This is a genomic window from Enterobacteriaceae endosymbiont of Donacia clavipes (assembly GCF_012570365.1).
In the GTDB taxonomy this organism is placed as follows: Bacteria; Pseudomonadota; Gammaproteobacteria; order Enterobacterales; family Enterobacteriaceae.
On the sequence record NZ_CP046208.1, the window covers coordinates 246,468 to 267,997 of the forward strand.

The window sequence follows — 21,530 nt, forward strand, 5'->3', positions numbered from 1 at the left end:
ATAATCAAGTAATTAAATTTTAATTACTTGATTATATTAAAATTCATAAAAAAATTTTTTAATTATCTAAAAAACTTTTTAAAATTTCAGATCTACTAGGATGACGTAATTTTCTTAATGCTTTTGCTTCTATTTGTCTAATTCTTTCTCTAGTTACATCAAATTGTTTACCAACTTCTTCTAAAGTATGATCAGAATTCATATCTATCCCGAATCTCATTCTTAAAACTTTAGCTTCTCTTGGAGTTAAACTAGCTAAAATATTATATGTTGCTACTTTTAAACTTTCTGAAGTTGCAGAATCTAGTGGTAATTCTGAAGTATTATCCTCTATAAAATCACTTAAATGTGATTCTTCATCATCTCCTATAGGAGTTTCCATTGAAATTGGTTCTTTAGCTATTTTTAATACTTTTCTAATTTTTTCTTCTGGTAACATCATATGTTTTGATAATTCTTCTGGAGTAGGTTCTCTTCCTAATTCTTGTAATATTTTTCTAGAAATTCTATTAAGTTTATTTATAGTTTCAATCATATGTACAGGAATTCTTATTGTTCTTGCTTGATCAGCAATAGATCTTGTAATAGCTTGTCTAATCCACCATGTGGCATATGTAGAAAATTTATATCCTCTTCTATATTCAAATTTATCTACTGCTTTCATTAATCCAATATTTCCTTCTTGAATTAAATCAAGAAACTGTAAACCTCTATTTGTATATTTTTTAGCTATTGATATAACTAATCTTAAATTAGCTTCAATCATTTCTTTTTTAGCTTTTTTAGCTTTTATTTCACCTGTAGTAATTTTTTTATTAATATTTCTAATTTTTTTAATTGTTAAACCCGTTTCTTTTTCAATATTTATTAAATTTTTAAAATGATTTTTTAATTTATTAAAAAATATATTTATATCATATGTATTAAATTTATTTTTTAATTTATATTTTTTTAAAGACTTAAAAAAATATTCTCTATTAATTTCTTTTTCATAAAAAATTGTAATAAATTCTTTTTTTGAAATATTATATTTTTGAATACACATATTCATAATATTTTTTTCTTCTATACGTATACGAAACATTATAGAACGCATATTATTTACTAAATAATTAAATTCTTTAGAAACTAAACGAAATTGTTTAAAAATTTTTGAAAGATTTTTAATCTTATTTAATGATTGATGATGATTTATACCTTTTTTTTTTATAAAAATTAATGTTATATCATGTTGTTTTTGTAATTCTAAAAATTTTTCTTCAGCTAATTCATAATCTATAATATTTTCATTATTTTCTACTTGGTTATTATTAGATAATTTTTGATTTACGGATGTGGATATTAAAATATTTTCTTTATTTTTATTATGTATAAAACCATGAATTAAATCTGATAAACGAATATCTCCAGATTTAACTTTATTATATTGTTGTAATAAATATTTTATTGATTTAGGATATTCTGCTACTGAACATTGTACTTGATTTATTCCTTCTTCTATACGTTTAGCTATATTAATTTCTCCTTCTCTTGTTAATAATTCTACTGTTCCCATTTCACGCATATATATTCGTACTGGATCTGTAGTTCTACCCATTTCCGATTCTACATTAGATAATACTTGTACTACTTCTTCTACTTCATCTGTATTATTATTTAATATTAAATCATCATTATCTGGAGCTTTTTCCATTACTTGAATACCCATATCATTTATCATTTGAATAATATTTTTAATTTGATTGGAACTAATAATATTATCAGGTAAATGATCATTAACTTCTGAATAAGTTAAATAACCCTGTTCTTTTCCACGAGTTACAAGTAATTTAAATTGTAATTTTGAGTTATGATCCATAAATAGTTCCATAATTTTATTTATTACTTTAATAAATTTTTATAAAATTAATTAATAAAATATATTAATATTTAATTAAATATATTATTTATATATATTAATTATTATTTTGAAGTATATATTTTTATAATTTTAGATTATTTTTTTTTTCAATTAATATTTTATTTAAAGACCACAATTCTTCTTTTTCTTTAAAATTTAATCCTTTTTTTCTATCTAGAAATATTAAATATTCTTGTCTATTTTCTAATATATTTATTTTTAATTTATTTATTAAATATATAAAAAAATTTTCTATTTTATTATCAAAAATCATATGGTTCCATGTTACTAAAATTTCAAGAATTTTTTTTAATTTTGTTCCTTTGTATTCTTCTAAAATTTTTAATGTTGTCATATTTTTATTTTTATATAAATTTACAAATTTAATAAAAAAAAATAAACCATTTATATTAGAGGTTTTAAAAAATTTTAATTTTGGTACAAGTTTTATTAGTTTTGGATTTTGTATTAATAAACTTAATAATCTACGAATAGTAGTTTTTTTAAGATGATTATTTACAATTATTTTTTTTTTATAATTTGGTAAATTATATATATCAAGTAAATTAATAATTCCGATTTTTTCTCCTAATTTTTTTATTAAATTTATTTGAAAAAGATAATCAGGAATTAATTTTATAAAAGATAAAGCTTTATAAGAAAATTGTGTTTTTTCTTCACAAGAAGAAAACAAATTTTTTGAAAGTAATTTTTTAAAAAAAAAATCAGAAAATGATAAAGTATCATTAATTCTTTTTTGAAATATGATTTTTCCCTCTTTTCTAATTAAACTATCTGGATCTTCTCTATTAGGTAAGATCATAAATCTTATTTCTTTTCCATGTATTAAGCATTTTAAACTAATTTTTAAAGCTTTCCAATTTGCTTTTATACCAGCTATATCTCCATCATAACAATAAATAATTTTATTTGTTACACTAAATATTTTTTTTATATGTATATTTGTAATAGAAGTACCCATTGTAGCTACTGCATATTTTATATTAAATTGAAATAAACTAATTACATCAGTATAACCTTCAACAACTAATATTTTTTTAATAATATTATTATTTTCTTTTTTTGTTTCATATAATCCATATAATTCATTACTTTTATGAAAAATAATACTTTCTGCAGAATTTAAATATTTAGGATTTTTTTTTTTAGTTACTCTTCCTCCAAATCCAACTATAAAACCATTTATATTTTTAATTGGGAAAATAATACGATTATAAAAAATATCATAATATTCATTATTTTTCTTATTTATTTTTAAAATATTTAATTGTTTATATAAAATTTTAATATTTTCTTGATTATTTTTTATTTTATTAATCCAATGTAATGGAGAAAAACCAATGGAAAAATATTTTATAATATTTAAATTAAATCCTCTATTTAATAAATATTTAAATGCTTTTTTTCCTAAAGAAGTATTATATAGAGAATTTTTATAAAAATTACTTATATTAAAAATTAATTTATAAAAAATATAATTTTTAGATATTTTATTTTGAATATATGATTGATTGTTTATAATAGGTATTTTAAATATATTTGCTATTGATTCTATACTTTCTAAAAAAGATAAATTATCATAATTCATAACAAAATCAATAATATTACCATGTACACCACATCCAAAACAATGATATAATTGTTTTGTTGAATTTACAACAAAAGAAGGATTTTTTTCTATATGAAAAGGGCAAAGACCAAAAAAACTTTTTCCTATTTTTTTTAATTTAATTTTATTTTTAACTAAAAAAACAATATCAGTTTTATCTAATAAATTATTAATAAACGTACGAGTAACATATTTAATCATTAAAATAATTTTCTATAATTTGTTATTTTTATAATAAATATTTATTTTAATATAAACGTATTCTCTTATATTTTTCTCTAGAAATTTTTTTTGCATGTCTTTTAATTGCAGAAGCTTTTATTCTTTTTCTTTCTGTTGTTGGTTTTTCATAAAATTCTCTACGTCTTACTTCTGCTAATATTCCAGCTTTTTCACAAGAACGTTTAAAACGTCTTAAAGCTAAATCAAAGGGTTCATTATCACGTACTTTTATGACAGGCATATAAATTTTCCTATTTTAATATATTAATTCATAATTTTATTATATTTTATATTATAATATATAATAAAAATTATATAAATATTTTTTTATTTATAAAAATAGGTAATAATAAAAAAAGGCTAATAATTATGCTTATAATGGGAATTGAAACATCATGTGATGATACAGCAGTAGCGATTTACGATAAAAATTTAGGTATATTATGTAATAATATTTATACGCAAAAAATTCATTCTAAATATGGAGGTGTTGTTCCTGAATTAGCAGCAAGAAATCATTTTATAAAACTTATTCCATTAATAAAAAAATCTTTATTAAAAATAAATAAAAATCTAAATAATCTTGATTGTATATCTTATACGGCTGGTCCAGGACAAAAAAATTCTTTAATTATAGGAACTATTATTGCGCACTCTTTAGGATATATTTTAAATATACCGGTTATTCCAGTAAATCATATGGAAGGACATTTATTTTCAATTATGTTAAAAAAAAAAAAACCAAATTTTCCTTTTATTGGTTTATTAATTTCAGGAGGACATACACAATTAATATATACATATAAATTTGGAATATATAAATTACTAGGAACAAATATAGATGATGCTGTAGGAGAAGCTTTTGATAAAATATCTAAAATATTAGGATTAAACTATCCCGGAGGGAAAAATTTATCTAAATTAGCTCGATATGGAATTTCAAAAAAATTTATTTTTCCTAGACCGATGATTTTAAAAAAAGATAATTTAAATTTTAGTTTTTCTGGATTAAAAACTTTTGTAAAAAATTTTATAAAAAAAAAAAAATTAAAAACATTCCAAATTAAAGCAGATATTGCATGTGCATTTGAAGATACTATCATAGATACTCTTTACATAAAGAGTTTATGGGCTCTAAAAAAATATAATATTAATCAATTAGTAATTGCAGGAGGTGTAAGTTCTAATAAAAAACTTAGAATTTTTTTTAAAAAAAATTTAAAAAAAAATCATATTAAGTTATTTTATAGTAATATGAATTTATGTACTGATAATGCTGCTATGATAGCTTATATTGGATCAAAAAAATTTTTTTTAGAAAAAAAAAAATATATTTTAAATAAAATAAAAATAAATCCAAAATTATCTTTTAATTAATAAAAATTTATTTTATTTATAAATTTAATATAAAATAATTATTTTAAAATAATATAAATATACATTTTAAATTGAGATAAGATAAATAATGTTAATAAATTATACTTCTATTATAATATTGAGTATAGTACAAGGTTTAACTGAATTTTTACCAATTTCTTCAAGTGCACACATTTTTATTTTTTCTAAAATATTAAATATAATAGATAATAATAATATTCAATTATTTAAAATAATTATACAATTAGGTTCTACATTAGCTATTTCTTTATTTTTTTGGAAAAAAATTATAAAAATTATATTAAATACTATTAAATTTGGTTTTTTTTATAAAAAAAAAATAAATTTATTACATATTATAATATCTACATTACCAGTAGTAATTATTGGTATAACTTTTTATCATAAAATAAAAACAATAATAAATATACAAAATATTATATATGGATTATTTTTTGGTGGAATATTTTTATATTATGCAGAAAAATTAAAACCAAAAAAAAATATAATTAAAAATATAAATAAAATAAAATATAGTACAACTTTTTTTATTGGATGTTTTCAATCTTTAGCTTTATTTCCAGGTATTTCCAGATCTGGAATAACTTTATCAATTAGTTTATTATTAGGATTAAAACGTATTATAGCAACAGAATTTTGTTTTATTATATCCATTCCTGTTATTTTGGGCGCAAACTTATTAGAATTATATAAACATTATTCAATTATAAATATAAATAATATAAAAATATTTATCTTAGGATTTATTATTTCTTTCATTACTAGTTTAATTATTATGAAAATATTTTTATATGTTATAAATCATTTTTCTTTAAAATGGTTTACATTATATAGATTATTTTTAATATTAATATTAATTTATTTATTTTAAACTAAATTTTATTATCTTTTTTTTTTAAATATAATTTTAATAATTTTAATCTTTTGTTTTGAATTTTTTTATTTATATTATAACCTGTTAAATTATTTTTATTAATTATATTTTTTATATCTATTTTAGAAATATATTTATACATATCAATAAAATATTTACCTTGTGAATATTTTATTGATTCTAATGTAGCTCTTCCTCTTGCATCTGCTTCACTAATTTGTGCAATTTGTCTGACTCTATAAGGTTTCCTCCAAGCATCAATCATATTGTATATATTTAGTATATCTTTTGGTTTTTGATTTTTTATATCATGTATAATATCATGTATTTGTGCTGCTAATATTGATAAATGTTTAATATTATTAGGGATTCTTAAATTTTTACATAATTTTCTAATTAAAGATACACCTGCTGGGCCATGTCCAGGATGTCTTGGTAATAATTTTTTAGGAGTTAAACTTTTACCTAAATCATGACATAATGCTGCAAATCTCGTTGATACTTTAGATGTAAGTTTTGATATTACATTTAATGTAAGCATAGTATGTACACCAGTATCTATTTCTGGATGCCATTTAAATGGTGCTGGTATTCCATATAATTTATTTATTTCAGGAAAAATTATAGCTAAAGCATTACATTTTTTTAATATTTGAAAAAATATATGAGGATGTGTAGATTGAAGAGCAATATATGTTTCTTTCCATATTCTTTCTGGTTTTAAATAAGATAATTCGCCTGAATTACTCATAATTTTCATTAATTCTAATGTACTATCATGAATACGAAAATTTAAATATTTTAATTTAGCAGCTAATCTAGCTACTCTTAATACCCTTAAAGGGTCATCTTTAAAAGAATTCGAAACATGTTTTAATAATCTATTTTTAATATCTTTTATACCATTATATGGATCGTAAAAATTTCCTAATTTATCTTGTGCAATAGAATTAATAGTTAAATCTCTACGTAATAAATCCTCTTCAAGAGTAATTTTTGAAGAAGAATGATATATAAATCCTTTATATCCATGACCCATTTTTCTTTCTGTTCTAGCTAAAGCATATTCTTCGTGAGTCTTAGGATGCAAAAAAACAGGAAAATCTTTTCCTACTAATTTAAAACCTAATTTTAACATTAATTCAATATTTGAACCAACAACAACCCAATCTCTATCCGTAACTTTTATATTTAAAAGATGATCACGAACTGCTCCACCAACTAAATATATTTTCAATTTGATACTCCTTAAAATAAGGTGATATTTATATTTTTTATATTTAATATTAAAAAATTATTTATAATAAATAATTTTTTAATATTATTATATTTAATTTTAATATAATAATAATATTTTATTAATATTTTAATTTTCATTTATTTAAAAAAATAAAAAATATAATTTTTAATATTTTTTTTAAAATAAAATTTAAAAAAATAAAAAATAATTCATTTTTTTTAATATACAATATTATTAAATTATAATATAAAAATATTTTTATGAAAATACTTGATATAGAATTTGGTAATATTGAAACTCGTATTAAAAATGCTATTTTTTCTTTACAAAACAAAAATGGAATTTTAGTTTTAGATGATGAGAAAAGAGAAAACGAAAGTGATATAATTTTTTCAGCAGAAAATATTTCTATTAAACAAATAGCTTTTTCAATTAGATATGGAAGTGGTATTGTTTGTTTATGTATTACAGAATCTTTACGTAAAAAATTAAAATTACCCATGATGGTAAGAAAAAATACAAGTATATATAAAACAGGATTTACAATTAGTATTGAAGCAGCTCATGGTGTTTCTACCGGAGTGTCTGCAAAAGATAGATTTATAACTATTAAAACAGCTATCGCTGATAATACAACATCTCAAGATTTAAATAGTCCAGGTCATGTTTTTCCGTTAAGAGCTGTAAAAGGAGGTATTTTTAAAAGAAAAGGTCATACTGAAGCGACAATTGATTTATTAAAAATTGCAAAAATGAAACCAGTAGGAGTATTATGTGAATTAACTAATTCAGATGGTTCTATGGCAAAAATACTGGATACAATATCTTTTGCAAAAAAAAATAAAATGATAGTTATCACTATAAATGATATACAAAAATATATTACTAGAAATAATATTTCTATTTAAAAAAAAATATTTTAATCGGCGAGAGAGGATTTGAACCTCTGACCCACTGGTCCCAAACCAGTTGCGCTACCAAACTGCGCTACTCGCCGTTATAATAATATTTTTTGGGTGGTTAATGGGAATCGAACCCATGACAACTGGAATCACAATCCAGTACTCTACCATCTGAGTTATAACCACCAAACAAAAATATTATTTATATTTAACTTATATTTTAGATACTTATTAATAAGTTTTATTATTTTACACCCGACAGGAATTGAACCTGAGACTTCTGTTTTCGGAAAACAGCACTCTATCCTACTGAGTTACGGGTGTAATATTACTACATTAATATTACAAATAGATTACTTTAATGTCTAGTATTTTTTTTTAAAAATATTTTTTTTATAAAAAAAATAATATTTTGTATCAAAAAATAAAATTAAATTATAATAAAAACTTTAATAAAATTAAGATCTTTTCATCATGTCAAAAAAATCATTATTAGTTTTTGTCATAGATAATTTATTTATTAAAAATTCCATTGCATCAATTTCATTCATAGGATGAATTATTTTTCTTAAAATCCACATTCTTTGAAGTTCTTCTTGAGAACTTAATAATTCCTCTTTTCTTGTTCCTGATCTATTATAATCTATAGCAGGAAAAACTCTTTTTTCTGCTATTTTACGTGATAAATGTAGTTCCATATTTCCAGTTCCTTTAAACTCTTCATAAATAACATCATCCATTTTTGATCCTGTATCAATTAATGCTGTTGCAATAATTGTTAAACTTCCTCCTTCTTCAACATTTCTTGCTGCACCAAAAAAACGTTTAGGACGATGTAATGCATTAGCATCAACACCTCCTGTTAAAACTTTTCCAGATGCAGGTGCTACAGTATTATATGCTCTAGCTAAACGTGTCATAGAATCTAATAAAATAATTACATCTTTTTTATGTTCTACTAATCTTTTTGCTTTTTCAATAACCATTTCTGATACTTGTACATGCCTAGATGGAGGTTCATCAAAAGTTGATGCAATAACTTCTCCTTTAACTAATTTTTGCATTTCAGTAACTTCTTCTGGACGTTCATCAATAAGTAAAACAATTAATACACAATCTGGATGATTATAAGCTATACTTTGTGCAATATTTTGTAATAACATAGTTTTTCCTGCTTTAGGAGGAGCTACTATTAAACCTCTTTGTCCTCTACCGATTGGAGAAGCTAAATCTAATACTCTAGCTGTTAAATCTTCTGTTGAACCATTTCCTCTTTCCATACCTAATCGTAAATTAGCATGTAAAGGTGTTAAATTTTCAAAAAGAATTTTACTTCTAGCATTTTCAGGTTTATCAAAATTAACTTGATTTACCTTTAATAAAGCAAAATATCTTTCTCCATCTTTAGGAGGTCGTATTTTTCCTGAAATAGTATCTCCTGTACGTAAATTAAAACGTCTAATTTGACTTGGAGATACATATATATCATCTGGTCCTGCTAAATAAGAACTATCAGAAGAACGTAAAAATCCAAATCCGTCTTGTAATATTTCTAATACTCCATCACCAAAAATATCTTCACCACTTTTGGAATGTTGTTTTAATATAGTAAAAATAATATCTTGTTTACGCATTCTAGCTAAATTTTCTAGATAAATATTTTCACCTAAATCTATTAATTCAGATATTGGTTTATTTTTTAATTCGGTAAGATTCATAATGGTGAGGTCTTAACTTTGAATAATTCTTGATGTTTTTATAAATAAATAAAAAATATAATTTTATTTATATTTAATAAATATATATTATTTATAAATAATAAATTTTTTAAAATATGAAGATATACATTCTTAATTATAAGAATAATTTAATTATTTTTTAATTTTTATAATAAATTTTCATAAAATATTTATTTCCTCTAAAAAAAGAATTATATTTTTTAAAAAATATAATTAAGTTATTTTAAATTTTTATTTAAAAAATTTTCTAATTGCGTTTTATTAATTGATCCAATAATTTTATCTATAATTTTTCCATTTTTAAATAATATAATTGTTGGTATACTACGAATACTATATTCTTCAGCTATATTTTGATATTTTTCAATATTTAATTTAGTAAAAATTATATCTTCATATTTATTAAATATTTGTTCTAATATTTGAGAAAACATTTTACATGGATTACACCAATCTGCCCAAAAATCAACTAAAACTAAATTATTTTTTTTTATTTTTGTTTTAAAATTTTGATCAGTTAAATTTATTATAGTATTTTTCATAAATTCATATCCTATTATAAATTAAATAATTATAAAATTACATTTTTTAATAATTTTAAAAAATTATTTGAGTATAAATATTTATTAGAATATTTTTAATTTTAAAAATAATTTATTTTTTTAATAAATTATTTTAAATAATTAAAATAATTAATTTTTTATTAAAAAAATTCACTGTTATTATAGATTAATATTAATTTTATTACAATAAAATAAATAAATTTTTAAAAATATTAAGAATTTAAATATTTTTAATATTGAAAAAATAGTATATAATATTTGTTTATTTAAAAAAAAATTTATGAAAAATATATAAATTTTTTATAAAAAATCAAAAAATCTAAAAAAATTTTTATATTAAATAAATAATGTTGGAGTTTTAATGAAAAAAAATAAAAATTTTTTATCTTCTTTAAATATCTTATTTATAGCTGGAGTATCTCCATATAAATTAGAATCTAACGAAAAATATATGAATAAAAAACAATTATTACATTTTAAAAAAATATTACAATCATGGAAGAATAAAATAAATAGTAAAATTAATAATACAATATCTTATATACAAAATAAAGCATCTAATTTTCCTGATATTATAGATAGAGCTTCTCAAGAAGAAGAATTTAATTTATTATTACGTAATAAAGATAGAGAAAGAAAATTAATTAAAAAAATAGAAAAAACTTTAAAGAAAGTTGAGACAAAAAATTTTGGATATTGTGATTGTTGTGAAGTAGAAATTGGAATAAAAAGGTTAGAAGCTCATCCTACAGCAAATTTATGTATAGATTGTAAAACTTTAGCAGAAATGCGTGGTAAACAAAGTATTAGATAAAATTTAATTTATTTCTATAAATTAGAATATTTATTATTAAAATTTATAATAAATATAAAAAATAAAAAATATATGATAAATTCGTATAAAATTCGTAATTTTTAAAATTATATATTAATTTTTTATTAATAAAATATATTTTATATTTTAAATAGATTTTTAAATTTTTATTTTTTATTTCATAATTTTAATTATATTAAATATTTTTAATTTTTATAATAATTTTTTTCTAAAAATTATAATAATTTAATTAATTAAAATTTATATTATTTTTTTTTAAAAAAATAAAAATTAAATGTTAAAATACTATATTTTTTAGTTTCAAATTTGTTTATATTAATATTTAAATTAAATATTTTTATTTTTTTATTAATTAATAAAATAATTATTTTATAATATTTATTTTTTCTAAAATAAAAATAATTTATAAAAAATATAAATTTTATTTTTTTATATTTAAATTAAAGTTTTTTAAAATTTATAAATTATTTAAAAAAATTTTAAATAAATTTTTTATTTTTAATAAATAATATATATTATTATATGTTATTTTTTAAAATTAAAATTAATAATAACATATTATATTTTTATTTAACATGTACTTTATTAAATAAAATAAAGTACATTTAATATTTTTTATTTTAAAAATAAATATAATACTCTATCCCAATTTAAAACATGCCAAAAAGATTTAATATATAAAGATTTTTGATTTTGATATTTTAAATAATAAGCATGTTCCCATAAATCTAATCCTATTATAGGATAATCTAATAATTTATTATTAATTTTATTCATAATTGGATTATCTTGATTTTTTGTAGTTATTATTTTTAATAAATTATTTTTTTTAATTAACCAAATCCAACCTGACCCAAAAAAATTTAAAGCTTTTTTTTCAAATTTTTTTTTAAAATTTTCTAAATTATTAAAATTATCTTTTAAAATATTTAAAATTATATTATTAGGTTTTGTATTTTTTTTTAAAATTTTCCAAAAAAAACTATGATTAGCATGTCCACCAGCATTATTACGTAATAATTCTTTTTGTTTTATAGGAATAGATAAATTATCTAATTTTAATAATAATTCATTAATCTTAATATTTTTAATATTATTTTTCTCAAGTATTAAATTAGTATTATTTATATAATTTTGATGATGTTTAGTATGATGTATTTTCATTGTTCTAGTATCAAAAAAAGGTTCTAAATCTGAATATTTATATAATAATTTTGGTAATTGATAACTCATAAAAATCTCCTATTAAAATAATATTATTAATATAAATAATTTTTTTTAAATTTTTTAATAATTATTTTAGTATTTGGCATAATACCATGCCATAAATAAAATGAATATGCTGCTTGTTCAATTAACATTCCAATCCCATCTGATATTTTTTTTGCTCCATATATACGACACCATTTTAAAAAAGGAGTAATAGAAATATTATAAAAAAGATCATAATAAAAAATATCTGGTTTAATAATTAAAGAAGGAATATTAGGAATATTTCCTTTAATACTACTAGATGTAGCGTTTATAATTAAATTATATTTTAATTGATTAAACAAATTTTTAGAAAAATATTCTAATTTTATACAATTTAAATTTTTTATATTATTAAAATATTTAATAATCTTTTCTGCATTCTTATAAGTACGATTAATAATTGTTATACTACAACCAAATTTAATTAATGGATATATAATACCTTGAGCTGCTCCTCCGGCACCTATTAATAAAATTTTACTTTTAGGATGAATAAATTTTAAATTTTTTAGATCTTTTAATAAACCAATACCATCGGTATTATCACCTAAAATTTTTTTAGATCTCATTATTTTTATTGTATTTACTACCCCAGAATATTTAGCTCTTTTAGTATATATATTACATAATTTATATGCTTTTTTTTTAAAAGGTATTGTAATATTAGCTCCATTACCTCCATTTTCAATAAAATATGATAATTTTTTATAAAAATTATTTAATGGAACATAAATTTTTGTATATTTTTGTAATATTCCTGTTTGTTCAGCAAATAATTTATGTATAATTGGTGATTGAGTATGTTTTATAGGATTACCGAATACCGCAAACGTTTTCATATTTATCCTTTACGAATAACTAAATTAGTAAAACTATCTCTAATTTCAGAAGGTTTTAAATATCCTCCTGTTTTACCATTTATAATTAAAATATTATTTTTTTTATTAAAATATTTTATTACTTCTTGAAAAGTTTTACACGGTTTCATTCCTGAAATATTTGCACTAGTAGAAATAATAGGTTTACCAAAATAATCACATAATTTTTTTATTATATAATGATCAGTTACACGCACAGCAATAGTATTAAAATCTCCAATTAACCAATAAGGTGTATTATTTGAAATAGGCATAATCCATGTAATCATGCCAGGCCAAGTAGATAAAATTTTTTTTTTTTGAGTTTTAATAATTTTTTTTTCATTTATATATTTTAATAATTGAGAATATTTAGAAGCAACTAAAATTAATCCTTTTTTTATACTACGTTTTTTTATTGTTAATAAATCATATACTGCTTTTTTATTATCAGGATCACATCCTAGTCCAAATACAGATTCAGTTGGATATGCTATAATTTTACCTATTTTTAATGCATTAATAAATATATTTATATTCATAATTTTTGTAAAAATTTGATAAAGTTATAAATAAATTATATATTAAAAATAAGTTTATTTTTAAATTTTAAAAATTTTTCTGCTATATTAAAAAGATTATTTTTTTATAAAAAAAAAGATTTTAATTATGTCTATAATGAAATTATTATATTTTCCCAATAATAAGTTGCGTATAAAAGCTAAATATATTAAAAATATAAATAATGATATTATTTCATTAGGAAAAAATATGTTAAAAACAATGTATTTTTATAATGGTATCGGATTAGCAGCTACTCAAGTAGGAATAAATAAAAGAATAATAGTAATTGATATATCCATAAAAAAAAATAATCCTTTAATTCTTATTAATCCTGAAATAATAAAATTTGATAAATTAAAAATTAATAGTAAAGAAGGTTGTCTTTCCATACCTATTAAACAACAATATTCTATTTTAAGATATAAAAAAATAAGAATTAAAGCAAAAAATTTAATGAATGAATATTTTGAATTAGAAATTTACGATTTATTATCTTTTTGTGTACAACATGAAATTGATCATTTAAATGGAATTTTATTTATTGATTACTTATCAAATTTAAAATTTCAAAGAATTTATGATAAAATGTATAAATTTAATCAAAAAATAATATCTTTTAAAAAACATAATTATATAAAATGAAAAAAAAAATAAAAATTATTTTTATAGGTACTTCAAATTTTGCTTCATATCATTTAAAAGGTTTAATAAATAATTTATATACTATATCTTGTATTATTACTAAACCAGATACTCGTGCTAATAGAGGTTATAAATTAACTTTTAATTCTGTAAAAAAATTAGCGATAAAATATAAAATTGATATTTTACAGCCAAAGTCTTTAAATTCTTCTATATTAATTAAAAATATTATAATTTACAAATGTGACTTAATTATAGTAATAGATTATGGTTTATTAATACCTAAGAATATTTTAAATATTCCTAAATTATTTTGCATTAATATACATGCATCATTATTACCTAGATGGAGAGGAGCAGCACCAATACAAAGAGCATTATTAGAAAATGATTTAAAAACAGGTATTAGTATTATAAAAATGAATAATCTTTTAGATCAAGGAGATATAATTTATCAAGTAGAGTATAATATTTTATTATATGATACATATGGTTCTTTATATAAAAAATTAGCCGTATTAGGTTTAAAAGGTCTTTTATTAATTTTAAATAAAATTAAAAAAGGAGAAAAAATTAAATTTAAATCACAAAATATACATATGATAAAACCTACATATGCAAAAAAAATTTCTAAAATAGAATGTAAATTAAATTGGTATTTACCAGCTAAAAAATTAGAATGTATGATTCGTGCATTTAATCCTCAACCAGGAACCTATTTTATAACACAAAATCAACGATTTAAAGTATGGCAAGCAGAAGTAATTACTAATTTTAGTAGTAATGATATTAATAAAATACCAGGAACTATTTTATTAGTAAATAAATATGGTATACAAGTTAATACTATCAATGGTATTTTAAATATTCAAATTATTCAACCTAGTGGTAAAAAACAAATGAATATTCAAAATTTTTTAAATTTTAATCAATATAAAAGTATTTTTATAAAAAATAATGTAATTACTTAGTTTTTTTATTTTTTATAATTATTTTTCTACCTACTAATTCTATATAAGCCATAGGTGCATTGTCACCAATACGAAATCCACATTTTACTATACGTGTATAACCACCTGGTCTATTTTTAAATTGTGGACCAATAATATTAAATAATTTTATAATGTTTTTTTTATTATTTAATTTAGAGCGTATTAGTCTTTTGTTAGAAATATTATTATTTTTAGCAATAGTAATCATTGGTTCAATTATAGTTCTAAGTTCTTTTGCTTTTATTAAAGTTGTTTTAATAATTTCATTATAAATTAATGAATTTGCCATATTATATAACATTGAAGAACGATGAGTATTACTTCTATTTAAATAACGACCTGTTTTACGATGACGCATCTTATTTCCCTTTTTTTTTTAAATTTTATAAATTATTTAATTTTTTTATTATTTATTACTGGAGGCCAATTTTTTAATCTCATTCCTAATGATAAACCTCTAGAGGCTAATATGTCTTTTATTTCTGTTAGAGATTTTTTTCCTAAGTTAGGAGTTTTTAATAATTCTACTTCAGTACGTTGTACTAAATCTCCTATTAAATATATCATTTCTGTTTTTAGACAATTTGCAGAACGAACAGTTAGCTCTAAATCATCAACTGAACGTAATAAAATAGGATCAAATTCTGGTTTTTCTTCTTTAATTTCTTTTTCTTGTTTTATATCATGTAAATTTACAAATGATTCTAATTGTTCAGCTAAAATTGTAGCTGCTTCTCTAATTGCTTTTTCTGGATCTATTGTGCCATTAGTTTCCATTTCTATAATTAATTTATCTAAATCTGTTCTTTGTTTGACTCTTGCTGCTTCTACATTATATTTTATTCTTTTAATAGGACTATATGATGCATCTAATAATAATCTACCTATTTTCGGATTATTTTTAATAATATTATTATTATTTATTCTTGTATGAGCAGCTACGTATCCTCTTCCTAATTCTATTTTAATTTTCATATTAATTGATGTATTTACGTCAGTAATATGACAAATAATATGTTCTGGATTAATAATTTCTACTTCATTACCATGATCAATATCTGAAGCTTTTACTATATTAATTCCTGATTTATTTAAATTTAAAATAACTTTTTTTTTCTTATTTTCAATTTTTATAGCTAATTTTTTTAAATTTAATAATATTTCAATAATATCTTCTTGAATACCTTCTTTTATACTATATTCATGTAATATTCCTTCTATTTCTACTTCCGTTACTGCATAACCAGAAAGTGAAGATAATAAAATACGTCTTAATGCATTTCCTAATGTGTGTCCAAAACCACGTTCTAAAGGTTCTAATGTTACTTGTATAGTAAAATCACTTATTTTTTTTATATTTACTAAACTAGGTTTTAAAAATTCTGTTACAGAACCTTGTTCCATTTATAAACTCTCTTTATTTTAAAATGTTATTTTGAATATAACTCAATAATTAAATGTTCATTAATATCTGCAGGAAAATCAGAACGTTCCGGAATTTTTTTAAATACGCCTACCATTTTATTATGATCTACTTCTAACCAATTAGATTTTTCTCTTTGTTTATATAAATCAATTGATGCAATAATTCTTAATTGTTTTTTAGATTGTTCACATATTGATATTTTATCATTTAAAGATAATTGATAAGAAGCTATGTTCACAATACGATCATTAATTTTAATAGATTTATGAGAAATTAATTGACGAGATTCTGCTCTTGTAACTCCAAAACCCATTCTGTAAACAATATTATCTAATCTTTTTTCCAACAAAAATAATAAATTAAATCCAGTATTTCCTTTTATACGTGATGCTTTTTTATAATAATTACGAAATTGACGTTCTAAAATACCATATAATCTACGTAATTTTTGTTTTTCTCTTAATTGAATACCATAATCAGATAATCTTGTTTTTTTAAAACCATGTTGTCCAGGAAATTGTTCTAATTTACATTTTGTATCAATAGCACGTACATTTGATTTTAAAAATAAATCTGTACCTTCTCTTCTACATAATTTTAATTTAGGTCCTAAATATTTAGCCATTATATTAATTTCCTTTAATATTCAAATTTAGTTATATTTTAAATAGTATTATTTATACTCTTCTTTTTTTAGGAGGTCTACATCCATTATGTGGAATAGGAGTAATATCAGTAATATTTGTTATTTTAAAACCTGCATTATTCAAAGCTCTAATAGTAGATTCTCTACCTGGTCCTGGACCTTTAACCATTACTTCTAAATTTTTAATTCCATAAATTCTTACAATTTCTGCACATTTTTCTGCTGCTACTTGAGCAGCAAATGGAGTAGATTTTCGAGATCCTCTAAATCCTGATCCTCCAGCTGTTGCACATCCTAAAGAATTACCTTGACGATCTGTAATCGTAACAATAGTATTATTAAAAGAAGCGTGTATGTGAGCAATACCATCTATAATTTGTTTTTTTAAATTTTTTTTTAAATTTAAAGATTTTTTTTTCATTATATATTTTACCTAAATTAAAATATTATTTTTTAAAATGTTTACGTAATTTTTTTCTAGTTTGAGCATTTGTTTTAGTACGTTGTCCCCTAACAGGTAATCCTTTTTTGTGACGTATACCACGGTAACAACCTAAATCAACTAATCTTTTAATGTTTAAATTAATATTTCTTCTTAAATCTCCTTCTATTATAAATTTAGATATAACATTTCGTAATAAATCTATTTTTTCTTTTTTAAGTCCATTAATTTTAGTATTTTGAGAAATATTAATTTTTTTACATATATAAGAAGCATGAGATGTACCTATACCATAAATGTATTTTAATGCTATTATTATACGTTTATTATCGGGAATATTAACTCCGGCTATACGAATCATTTTTAATTTCTCCACATAATTTTAAAAGTTTATAATAAATAAAAATATATTATCCTTGACGTTGTTTATGTTTAGGTTCAATATTACAAAATACATATATTTTTCTATTTCTACGAATAATCTTACAATTACGACATAATTTTTTTACAGAAGCACGAACTTTCATCTTATTATATCTCCTAAAAAATAGATATTTAAATATTGTTATTTTAAGTTAATTTTTTTAAGTATAGATTCATATTGATTAGACATAACTAACGTTTGAATTTGTGAAATAAAATCCATAATTACAACTACAACTATAAGTAATGATGTTCCACTAAAATAAAATGGTACATTTATTATGTTACGTAAAAATTCAGGAATTAAACAAATAAAAGTAATATATATACTTCCAGTAAGTGTTAATCGCATAATTATTTTTTTTATATATTTAGATGTTTGTTTCCCTGGGCGAATACCAGGAATATAAGCACCTGATTTTTTTAAATTATCAGCAGTTTCTTTAGGATTAAATACTAAAATAGTATAAAAAAAACAAAAAAATATAATTGCTGATATATATAGTATAATATATATAGGTTGTCTTGGTTGTAAAGAAATAGAAATAATATGTAACCAATTTAAACTAGTCATATTACTAAACCATGAAAATATAGTAGAAATAAATAATATAATACTAGAAGAAAAAATTGCAGGAATTACTCCAGACATATTAATTTTTAATGGTAAATGAATATTTTGTTGTGTATACATGTTTTTTTCATAATTTCTTCTTGCATATTGCACAATTATTTTTCTTTGACCTCCTTCTATAAAAACAATAAATAAAGTTATAAAAAATATTAAAAATAATAAAATTAAAATTGTAAAAAAATTTAGATCTCCTTGTTTTGTTTGTTGTATTATTTGTCCAATAGCAGAAGGTAATCCAGCAATTATACCAATAACAATAATAATTGAAACTCCGTTTCCGATTCCTTTTTTTGTAATTTGTCTTCCTAACCACATTAAAAATGTAGTACCAGTAATTAAACTAAAAATAGAAATCATAAAATAATAAATATCAGGATTTAAAACTAAATTTTTCATACTTGGTATATTTAATAACCCTGTAGTAATACCTATTGCTTGTATAATAGATAAAATTAATGTAGTATATTTAGTATATTTATTAATTTTTTTTCTTCCGGATTCTCCTTCTTTTTTTAAAGTAATAAAAGTAGGATGAATAGATGTTAAAATTTGAATAATAATAGATGAAGAAATATAAGGCATAATTCCTAATGCAAAAATAGAAGCTCTACTGAGAGCACCACCAGAAAACATGTTTAACATATCAAGTATAGTACCATGTTTCTTAATAATTAATGTATGTAAAAGACTAACATTAATACCTGGGATTGGTATAAATGATCCTATACGATAAATAATTAGAGAACCTATTAAAAAAATTATTCTTTTTTTTAATTCTTTAAATCCATTTTTAGCGCTTTGAAAATTTAATTGGTTAAATGACTTAATCATTTATTATTTATTCCTCAATTATACCGCCTAATTTTTTAATAATAATTTTAACACTTTTTGTACAATGTAACTTAATTATTTTTTTTGATGAATTTATATTTCCCGTATTAATAATTTTTACATATTTAATTTTTTTATTTATTATTTTAGTTAATTTTAAAATATTTAAATCTATGTAATCACCATTTATTTTTGATAAATCACTTAATCTAATTTCTTTAAAATAATTTTTTTTTCGTGATTTAAATCCAAATTTAGGTAATCTTCGATATAAAGGCATTTGTCCTCCTTCAAATGATCTATTAAGATTATAACCAGATCGAGATTTTTGTCCTTTATGACCTCTACCACAAGTTTTTCCTTTACCAGAACTACTTCCACGCCCTAATCTTTTTTTATTATTTTTTATTTTAAAAAATAAAGTATTTAAATACATATTAATTATTAACCTTTATCATATAAGATATTTTTTTTATCATTCCTAAAATACTAGGTGTATTTTTTTTTATAACAGTATGTCCAATATGTTTTAATCCTAAACTAATTAAAATCAATTTATGTTTAGGTAATCTACCTATAGAACTTTTAATTTGTGTAATTCTAACATTTTTTAACACTTCTCATATTCCTTTTTATTTCTTCTATAGTTTTATTTCTTTTTGCCGCAATCATTCTTAATGATCGTAGATTAGATAATCCTTCAATAGTTGCTCTAACAACATTTATTGGATTTGTTGAACCATATGATTTTGCTAAAATATTATAAATTCCTGCAACTTCTAATACAGCTCTCATTGCCCCTCCGGCAATAATACCAGTACCTTCATAAGCTGGTTGCATAAATACAAATGAACCAGTATGGTATCCATAAATTGGATATTGTACTGTATTATTTTTAATAATAATATTAATCATATTCTTTTTAGCTTTTTCCATAGCTTTTTGTATTGCACTAGGTACTTCTTTGGATTTTCCATAACCAAAACCAATTTTTCCTTTTCCATTACCTACTACAGTTAAAGCTGTAAAAGAAAAAACACGTCCTCCTTTTACAGTTTTAGATACTCTATTAACAGTAATTAATTTTTCTTTTAATTCATTATTTTGATTTTTATTATTATAAATGTTCATAATTTTTTTTTAATATTGATGTTAAAATTTTAAACCTGAACAACGAGCTGCTTTAGCTAATTCTTTAATACGTCCATGATATTTAAATCCTGAACGATCAAAAGATACATTTAAAATACCTTTTTTAATAGATCTATTAGCTATTTTATTTCCTATTAAAATAGCAGCTTTTATATTTCCGGTATATTTTAATATTTTTTTTATTTTTGATTCTAAAGTTGATGCTGTTACTAAAATCTTATTATTTTTTGAAATTACTTGTGCATATATATGACGAGAAGTACGATGTATTAATAAACGTGTTATTTTAAATTTTTGTAAATTTTTACGAAATTTAATAATTCTCCGTATACGAGTAATTTTTTTATTATTCATGATATTAATT

At 20.2% G+C, this 21,530-nt stretch carries 26 protein-coding genes and 3 tRNA genes; 6 read left to right on the plus strand and 23 right to left on the minus strand.

Annotated features, from left to right (window positions below; translation table 11 throughout):
- Window positions 1-58: 58 nt before the first annotated feature.
- The 3 genes from rpoD to rpsU form a co-directional block, all read right to left on the minus strand.
- Window positions 59-1,858, minus strand: a complete 1,800-nt coding sequence (rpoD, locus tag GJT92_RS01145) for an RNA polymerase sigma factor RpoD (RefSeq protein WP_168919673.1) — start codon at window positions 1,856-1,858, stop codon at window positions 59-61.
- A 124-nt stretch (window positions 1,859-1,982) separates the two neighbouring features.
- Complete coding sequence (gene dnaG, locus GJT92_RS01150; protein ID WP_168919674.1) at window positions 1,983-3,731, minus strand: DNA primase; 1,749 nt, start codon at window positions 3,729-3,731, stop codon at window positions 1,983-1,985.
- Between the two features lie 46 nt (window positions 3,732-3,777).
- Window positions 3,778-3,993 (minus strand): 30S ribosomal protein S21, encoded by a 216-nt coding sequence (gene rpsU, locus GJT92_RS01155; RefSeq protein ID WP_168919675.1) that lies wholly within the window; start codon window positions 3,991-3,993, stop codon window positions 3,778-3,780.
- Window positions 3,994-4,121: 128 nt separating this feature from the next.
- On the opposite strand from rpsU, the gene tsaD reads away from it, so the two are divergent.
- Both tsaD and uppP read left to right on the plus strand, forming a co-directional pair.
- Window positions 4,122-5,129 (plus strand): tRNA (adenosine(37)-N6)-threonylcarbamoyltransferase complex transferase subunit TsaD, encoded by a 1,008-nt coding sequence (tsaD, locus tag GJT92_RS01160; RefSeq protein WP_168919676.1) that lies wholly within the window; start codon window positions 4,122-4,124, stop codon window positions 5,127-5,129.
- Between the two features lie 88 nt (window positions 5,130-5,217).
- Complete coding sequence (gene uppP, locus GJT92_RS01165; RefSeq protein ID WP_168919677.1) at window positions 5,218-6,021, plus strand: undecaprenyl-diphosphatase UppP; 804 nt, start codon at window positions 5,218-5,220, stop codon at window positions 6,019-6,021.
- Window position 6,022: 1 nt separating this feature from the next.
- On the opposite strand, the gene GJT92_RS01170 is transcribed toward uppP, so the two are convergent.
- Window positions 6,023-7,261, minus strand: a complete 1,239-nt coding sequence (locus GJT92_RS01170; protein WP_168919678.1) for a multifunctional CCA addition/repair protein — start codon at window positions 7,259-7,261, stop codon at window positions 6,023-6,025.
- Window positions 7,262-7,524: 263 nt separating this feature from the next.
- Here GJT92_RS01170 and ribB point away from each other — a divergent pair, with 263 nt between their 5' ends.
- The gene (gene ribB, locus GJT92_RS01175; RefSeq protein WP_168919679.1) at window positions 7,525-8,172 is read left to right on the plus strand and encodes a 3,4-dihydroxy-2-butanone-4-phosphate synthase; all 648 of its coding nucleotides are present in this window, start codon (window positions 7,525-7,527) and stop codon (window positions 8,170-8,172) included.
- A gap of 15 nt (window positions 8,173-8,187) precedes the next feature.
- Here the strand turns inward: ribB and GJT92_RS01180 are convergent.
- The 5 genes from GJT92_RS01180 to trxA all read right to left on the minus strand — a co-directional run bounded on the left by GJT92_RS01180 (window position 8,188) and on the right by trxA (window position 10,447).
- Window positions 8,188-8,261 (minus strand) — tRNA-Pro (locus GJT92_RS01180).
- A gap of 18 nt (window positions 8,262-8,279) precedes the next feature.
- Window positions 8,280-8,352: transfer RNA gene (locus GJT92_RS01185), tRNA-His, on the minus strand.
- A gap of 64 nt (window positions 8,353-8,416) precedes the next feature.
- Window positions 8,417-8,490: transfer RNA gene (locus GJT92_RS01190), tRNA-Arg, on the minus strand.
- A 134-nt stretch (window positions 8,491-8,624) separates the two neighbouring features.
- A complete protein-coding gene (rho, locus tag GJT92_RS01195) occupies window positions 8,625-9,884 on the minus strand; it encodes a transcription termination factor Rho (RefSeq protein WP_168919680.1) in 1,260 nt (419 codons plus the stop codon).
- Between the two features lie 239 nt (window positions 9,885-10,123).
- Window positions 10,124-10,447 (minus strand): thioredoxin, encoded by a 324-nt coding sequence (trxA, locus tag GJT92_RS01200; protein WP_168919681.1) that lies wholly within the window; start codon window positions 10,445-10,447, stop codon window positions 10,124-10,126.
- Between the two features lie 382 nt (window positions 10,448-10,829).
- Between trxA and dksA the strand changes: the two genes are divergently transcribed.
- Window positions 10,830-11,282, plus strand: a complete 453-nt coding sequence (gene dksA / locus GJT92_RS01205; protein ID WP_168919682.1) for an RNA polymerase-binding protein DksA — start codon at window positions 10,830-10,832, stop codon at window positions 11,280-11,282.
- Between the two features lie 636 nt (window positions 11,283-11,918).
- Here dksA and GJT92_RS01210 read toward each other — a convergent pair.
- From GJT92_RS01210 to tsaC, 3 genes are read right to left on the minus strand one after another with little or no spacing between them, the layout of a single operon-like run.
- Window positions 11,919-12,536, minus strand: a complete 618-nt coding sequence (locus tag GJT92_RS01210; RefSeq protein ID WP_168919683.1) for a Fe-Mn family superoxide dismutase — start codon at window positions 12,534-12,536, stop codon at window positions 11,919-11,921.
- A 26-nt stretch (window positions 12,537-12,562) separates the two neighbouring features.
- Entirely contained in the window at window positions 12,563-13,396 is an 834-nt protein-coding gene (aroE, locus tag GJT92_RS01215) for a shikimate dehydrogenase (protein ID WP_168919684.1), read from the minus strand.
- 2 nt (window positions 13,397-13,398) lie between these two features.
- On the minus strand, window positions 13,399-13,956 hold the full coding sequence (tsaC, locus tag GJT92_RS01220) for an L-threonylcarbamoyladenylate synthase type 1 TsaC (protein ID WP_168919685.1): 558 nt from the start codon (window positions 13,954-13,956) through the stop codon (window positions 13,399-13,401).
- A 127-nt stretch (window positions 13,957-14,083) separates the two neighbouring features.
- Between tsaC and def the strand changes: the two genes are divergently transcribed.
- Both def and fmt read left to right on the plus strand, forming a co-directional pair.
- Window positions 14,084-14,620, plus strand: a complete 537-nt coding sequence (def, locus tag GJT92_RS01225; protein ID WP_168919686.1) for a peptide deformylase — start codon at window positions 14,084-14,086, stop codon at window positions 14,618-14,620.
- Entirely contained in the window at window positions 14,617-15,591 is a 975-nt protein-coding gene (gene fmt / locus GJT92_RS01230) for a methionyl-tRNA formyltransferase (RefSeq protein WP_168919687.1), read from the plus strand. Before def ends, fmt begins: the two co-directional genes overlap by 4 nt.
- Here fmt and rplQ read toward each other — a convergent pair.
- Genes rplQ through rplR form a run of 11 tightly spaced genes read right to left on the minus strand, consistent with a single transcriptional unit; the run spans window position 15,584 to window position 21,520 of the window.
- Window positions 15,584-15,970, minus strand: a complete 387-nt coding sequence (gene rplQ / locus GJT92_RS01235) for a 50S ribosomal protein L17 (RefSeq protein WP_168919688.1) — start codon at window positions 15,968-15,970, stop codon at window positions 15,584-15,586. The genes fmt and rplQ overlap by 8 nt on opposite strands.
- Window positions 15,971-16,002: 32 nt before the next feature.
- The gene (locus tag GJT92_RS01240; RefSeq protein ID WP_168919689.1) at window positions 16,003-17,016 is read right to left on the minus strand and encodes a DNA-directed RNA polymerase subunit alpha; all 1,014 of its coding nucleotides are present in this window, start codon (window positions 17,014-17,016) and stop codon (window positions 16,003-16,005) included.
- 26 nt (window positions 17,017-17,042) lie between these two features.
- Window positions 17,043-17,663, minus strand: coding sequence for a 30S ribosomal protein S4 (gene rpsD / locus GJT92_RS01245; protein ID WP_168919690.1), 621 nt, complete (start codon window positions 17,661-17,663; stop codon window positions 17,043-17,045).
- A gap of 52 nt (window positions 17,664-17,715) precedes the next feature.
- Window positions 17,716-18,105 carry a 30S ribosomal protein S11 gene (gene rpsK, locus GJT92_RS01250; protein WP_168919691.1) on the minus strand — a complete coding sequence of 130 codons (390 nt, stop codon included), beginning with the start codon at window positions 18,103-18,105 and terminating at the stop codon, window positions 17,716-17,718.
- A 25-nt stretch (window positions 18,106-18,130) separates the two neighbouring features.
- A complete protein-coding gene (gene rpsM / locus GJT92_RS01255) occupies window positions 18,131-18,487 on the minus strand; it encodes a 30S ribosomal protein S13 (protein WP_168919692.1) in 357 nt (118 codons plus the stop codon).
- A gap of 49 nt (window positions 18,488-18,536) precedes the next feature.
- Window positions 18,537-18,653, minus strand: coding sequence for a 50S ribosomal protein L36 (rpmJ, locus tag GJT92_RS01260; RefSeq protein WP_168919693.1), 117 nt, complete (start codon window positions 18,651-18,653; stop codon window positions 18,537-18,539).
- A 38-nt stretch (window positions 18,654-18,691) separates the two neighbouring features.
- The gene (secY, locus tag GJT92_RS01265) at window positions 18,692-20,014 is read right to left on the minus strand and encodes a preprotein translocase subunit SecY (RefSeq protein WP_168919694.1); all 1,323 of its coding nucleotides are present in this window, start codon (window positions 20,012-20,014) and stop codon (window positions 18,692-18,694) included.
- Between the two features lie 7 nt (window positions 20,015-20,021).
- Window positions 20,022-20,450 (minus strand): 50S ribosomal protein L15, encoded by a 429-nt coding sequence (rplO, locus tag GJT92_RS01270; protein WP_168919695.1) that lies wholly within the window; start codon window positions 20,448-20,450, stop codon window positions 20,022-20,024.
- A gap of 1 nt (window position 20,451) precedes the next feature.
- Complete coding sequence (rpmD, locus tag GJT92_RS01275; RefSeq protein ID WP_168919696.1) at window positions 20,452-20,631, minus strand: 50S ribosomal protein L30; 180 nt, start codon at window positions 20,629-20,631, stop codon at window positions 20,452-20,454.
- On the minus strand, window positions 20,615-21,145 hold the full coding sequence (gene rpsE / locus GJT92_RS01280; protein ID WP_168919697.1) for a 30S ribosomal protein S5: 531 nt from the start codon (window positions 21,143-21,145) through the stop codon (window positions 20,615-20,617). The genes rpmD and rpsE overlap by 17 nt, the downstream gene beginning before the upstream one ends.
- Window positions 21,146-21,166: 21 nt before the next feature.
- Window positions 21,167-21,520 (minus strand): 50S ribosomal protein L18, encoded by a 354-nt coding sequence (gene rplR / locus GJT92_RS01285; RefSeq protein WP_168919698.1) that lies wholly within the window; start codon window positions 21,518-21,520, stop codon window positions 21,167-21,169.
- Window positions 21,521-21,530: the final 10 nt, after the last annotated feature.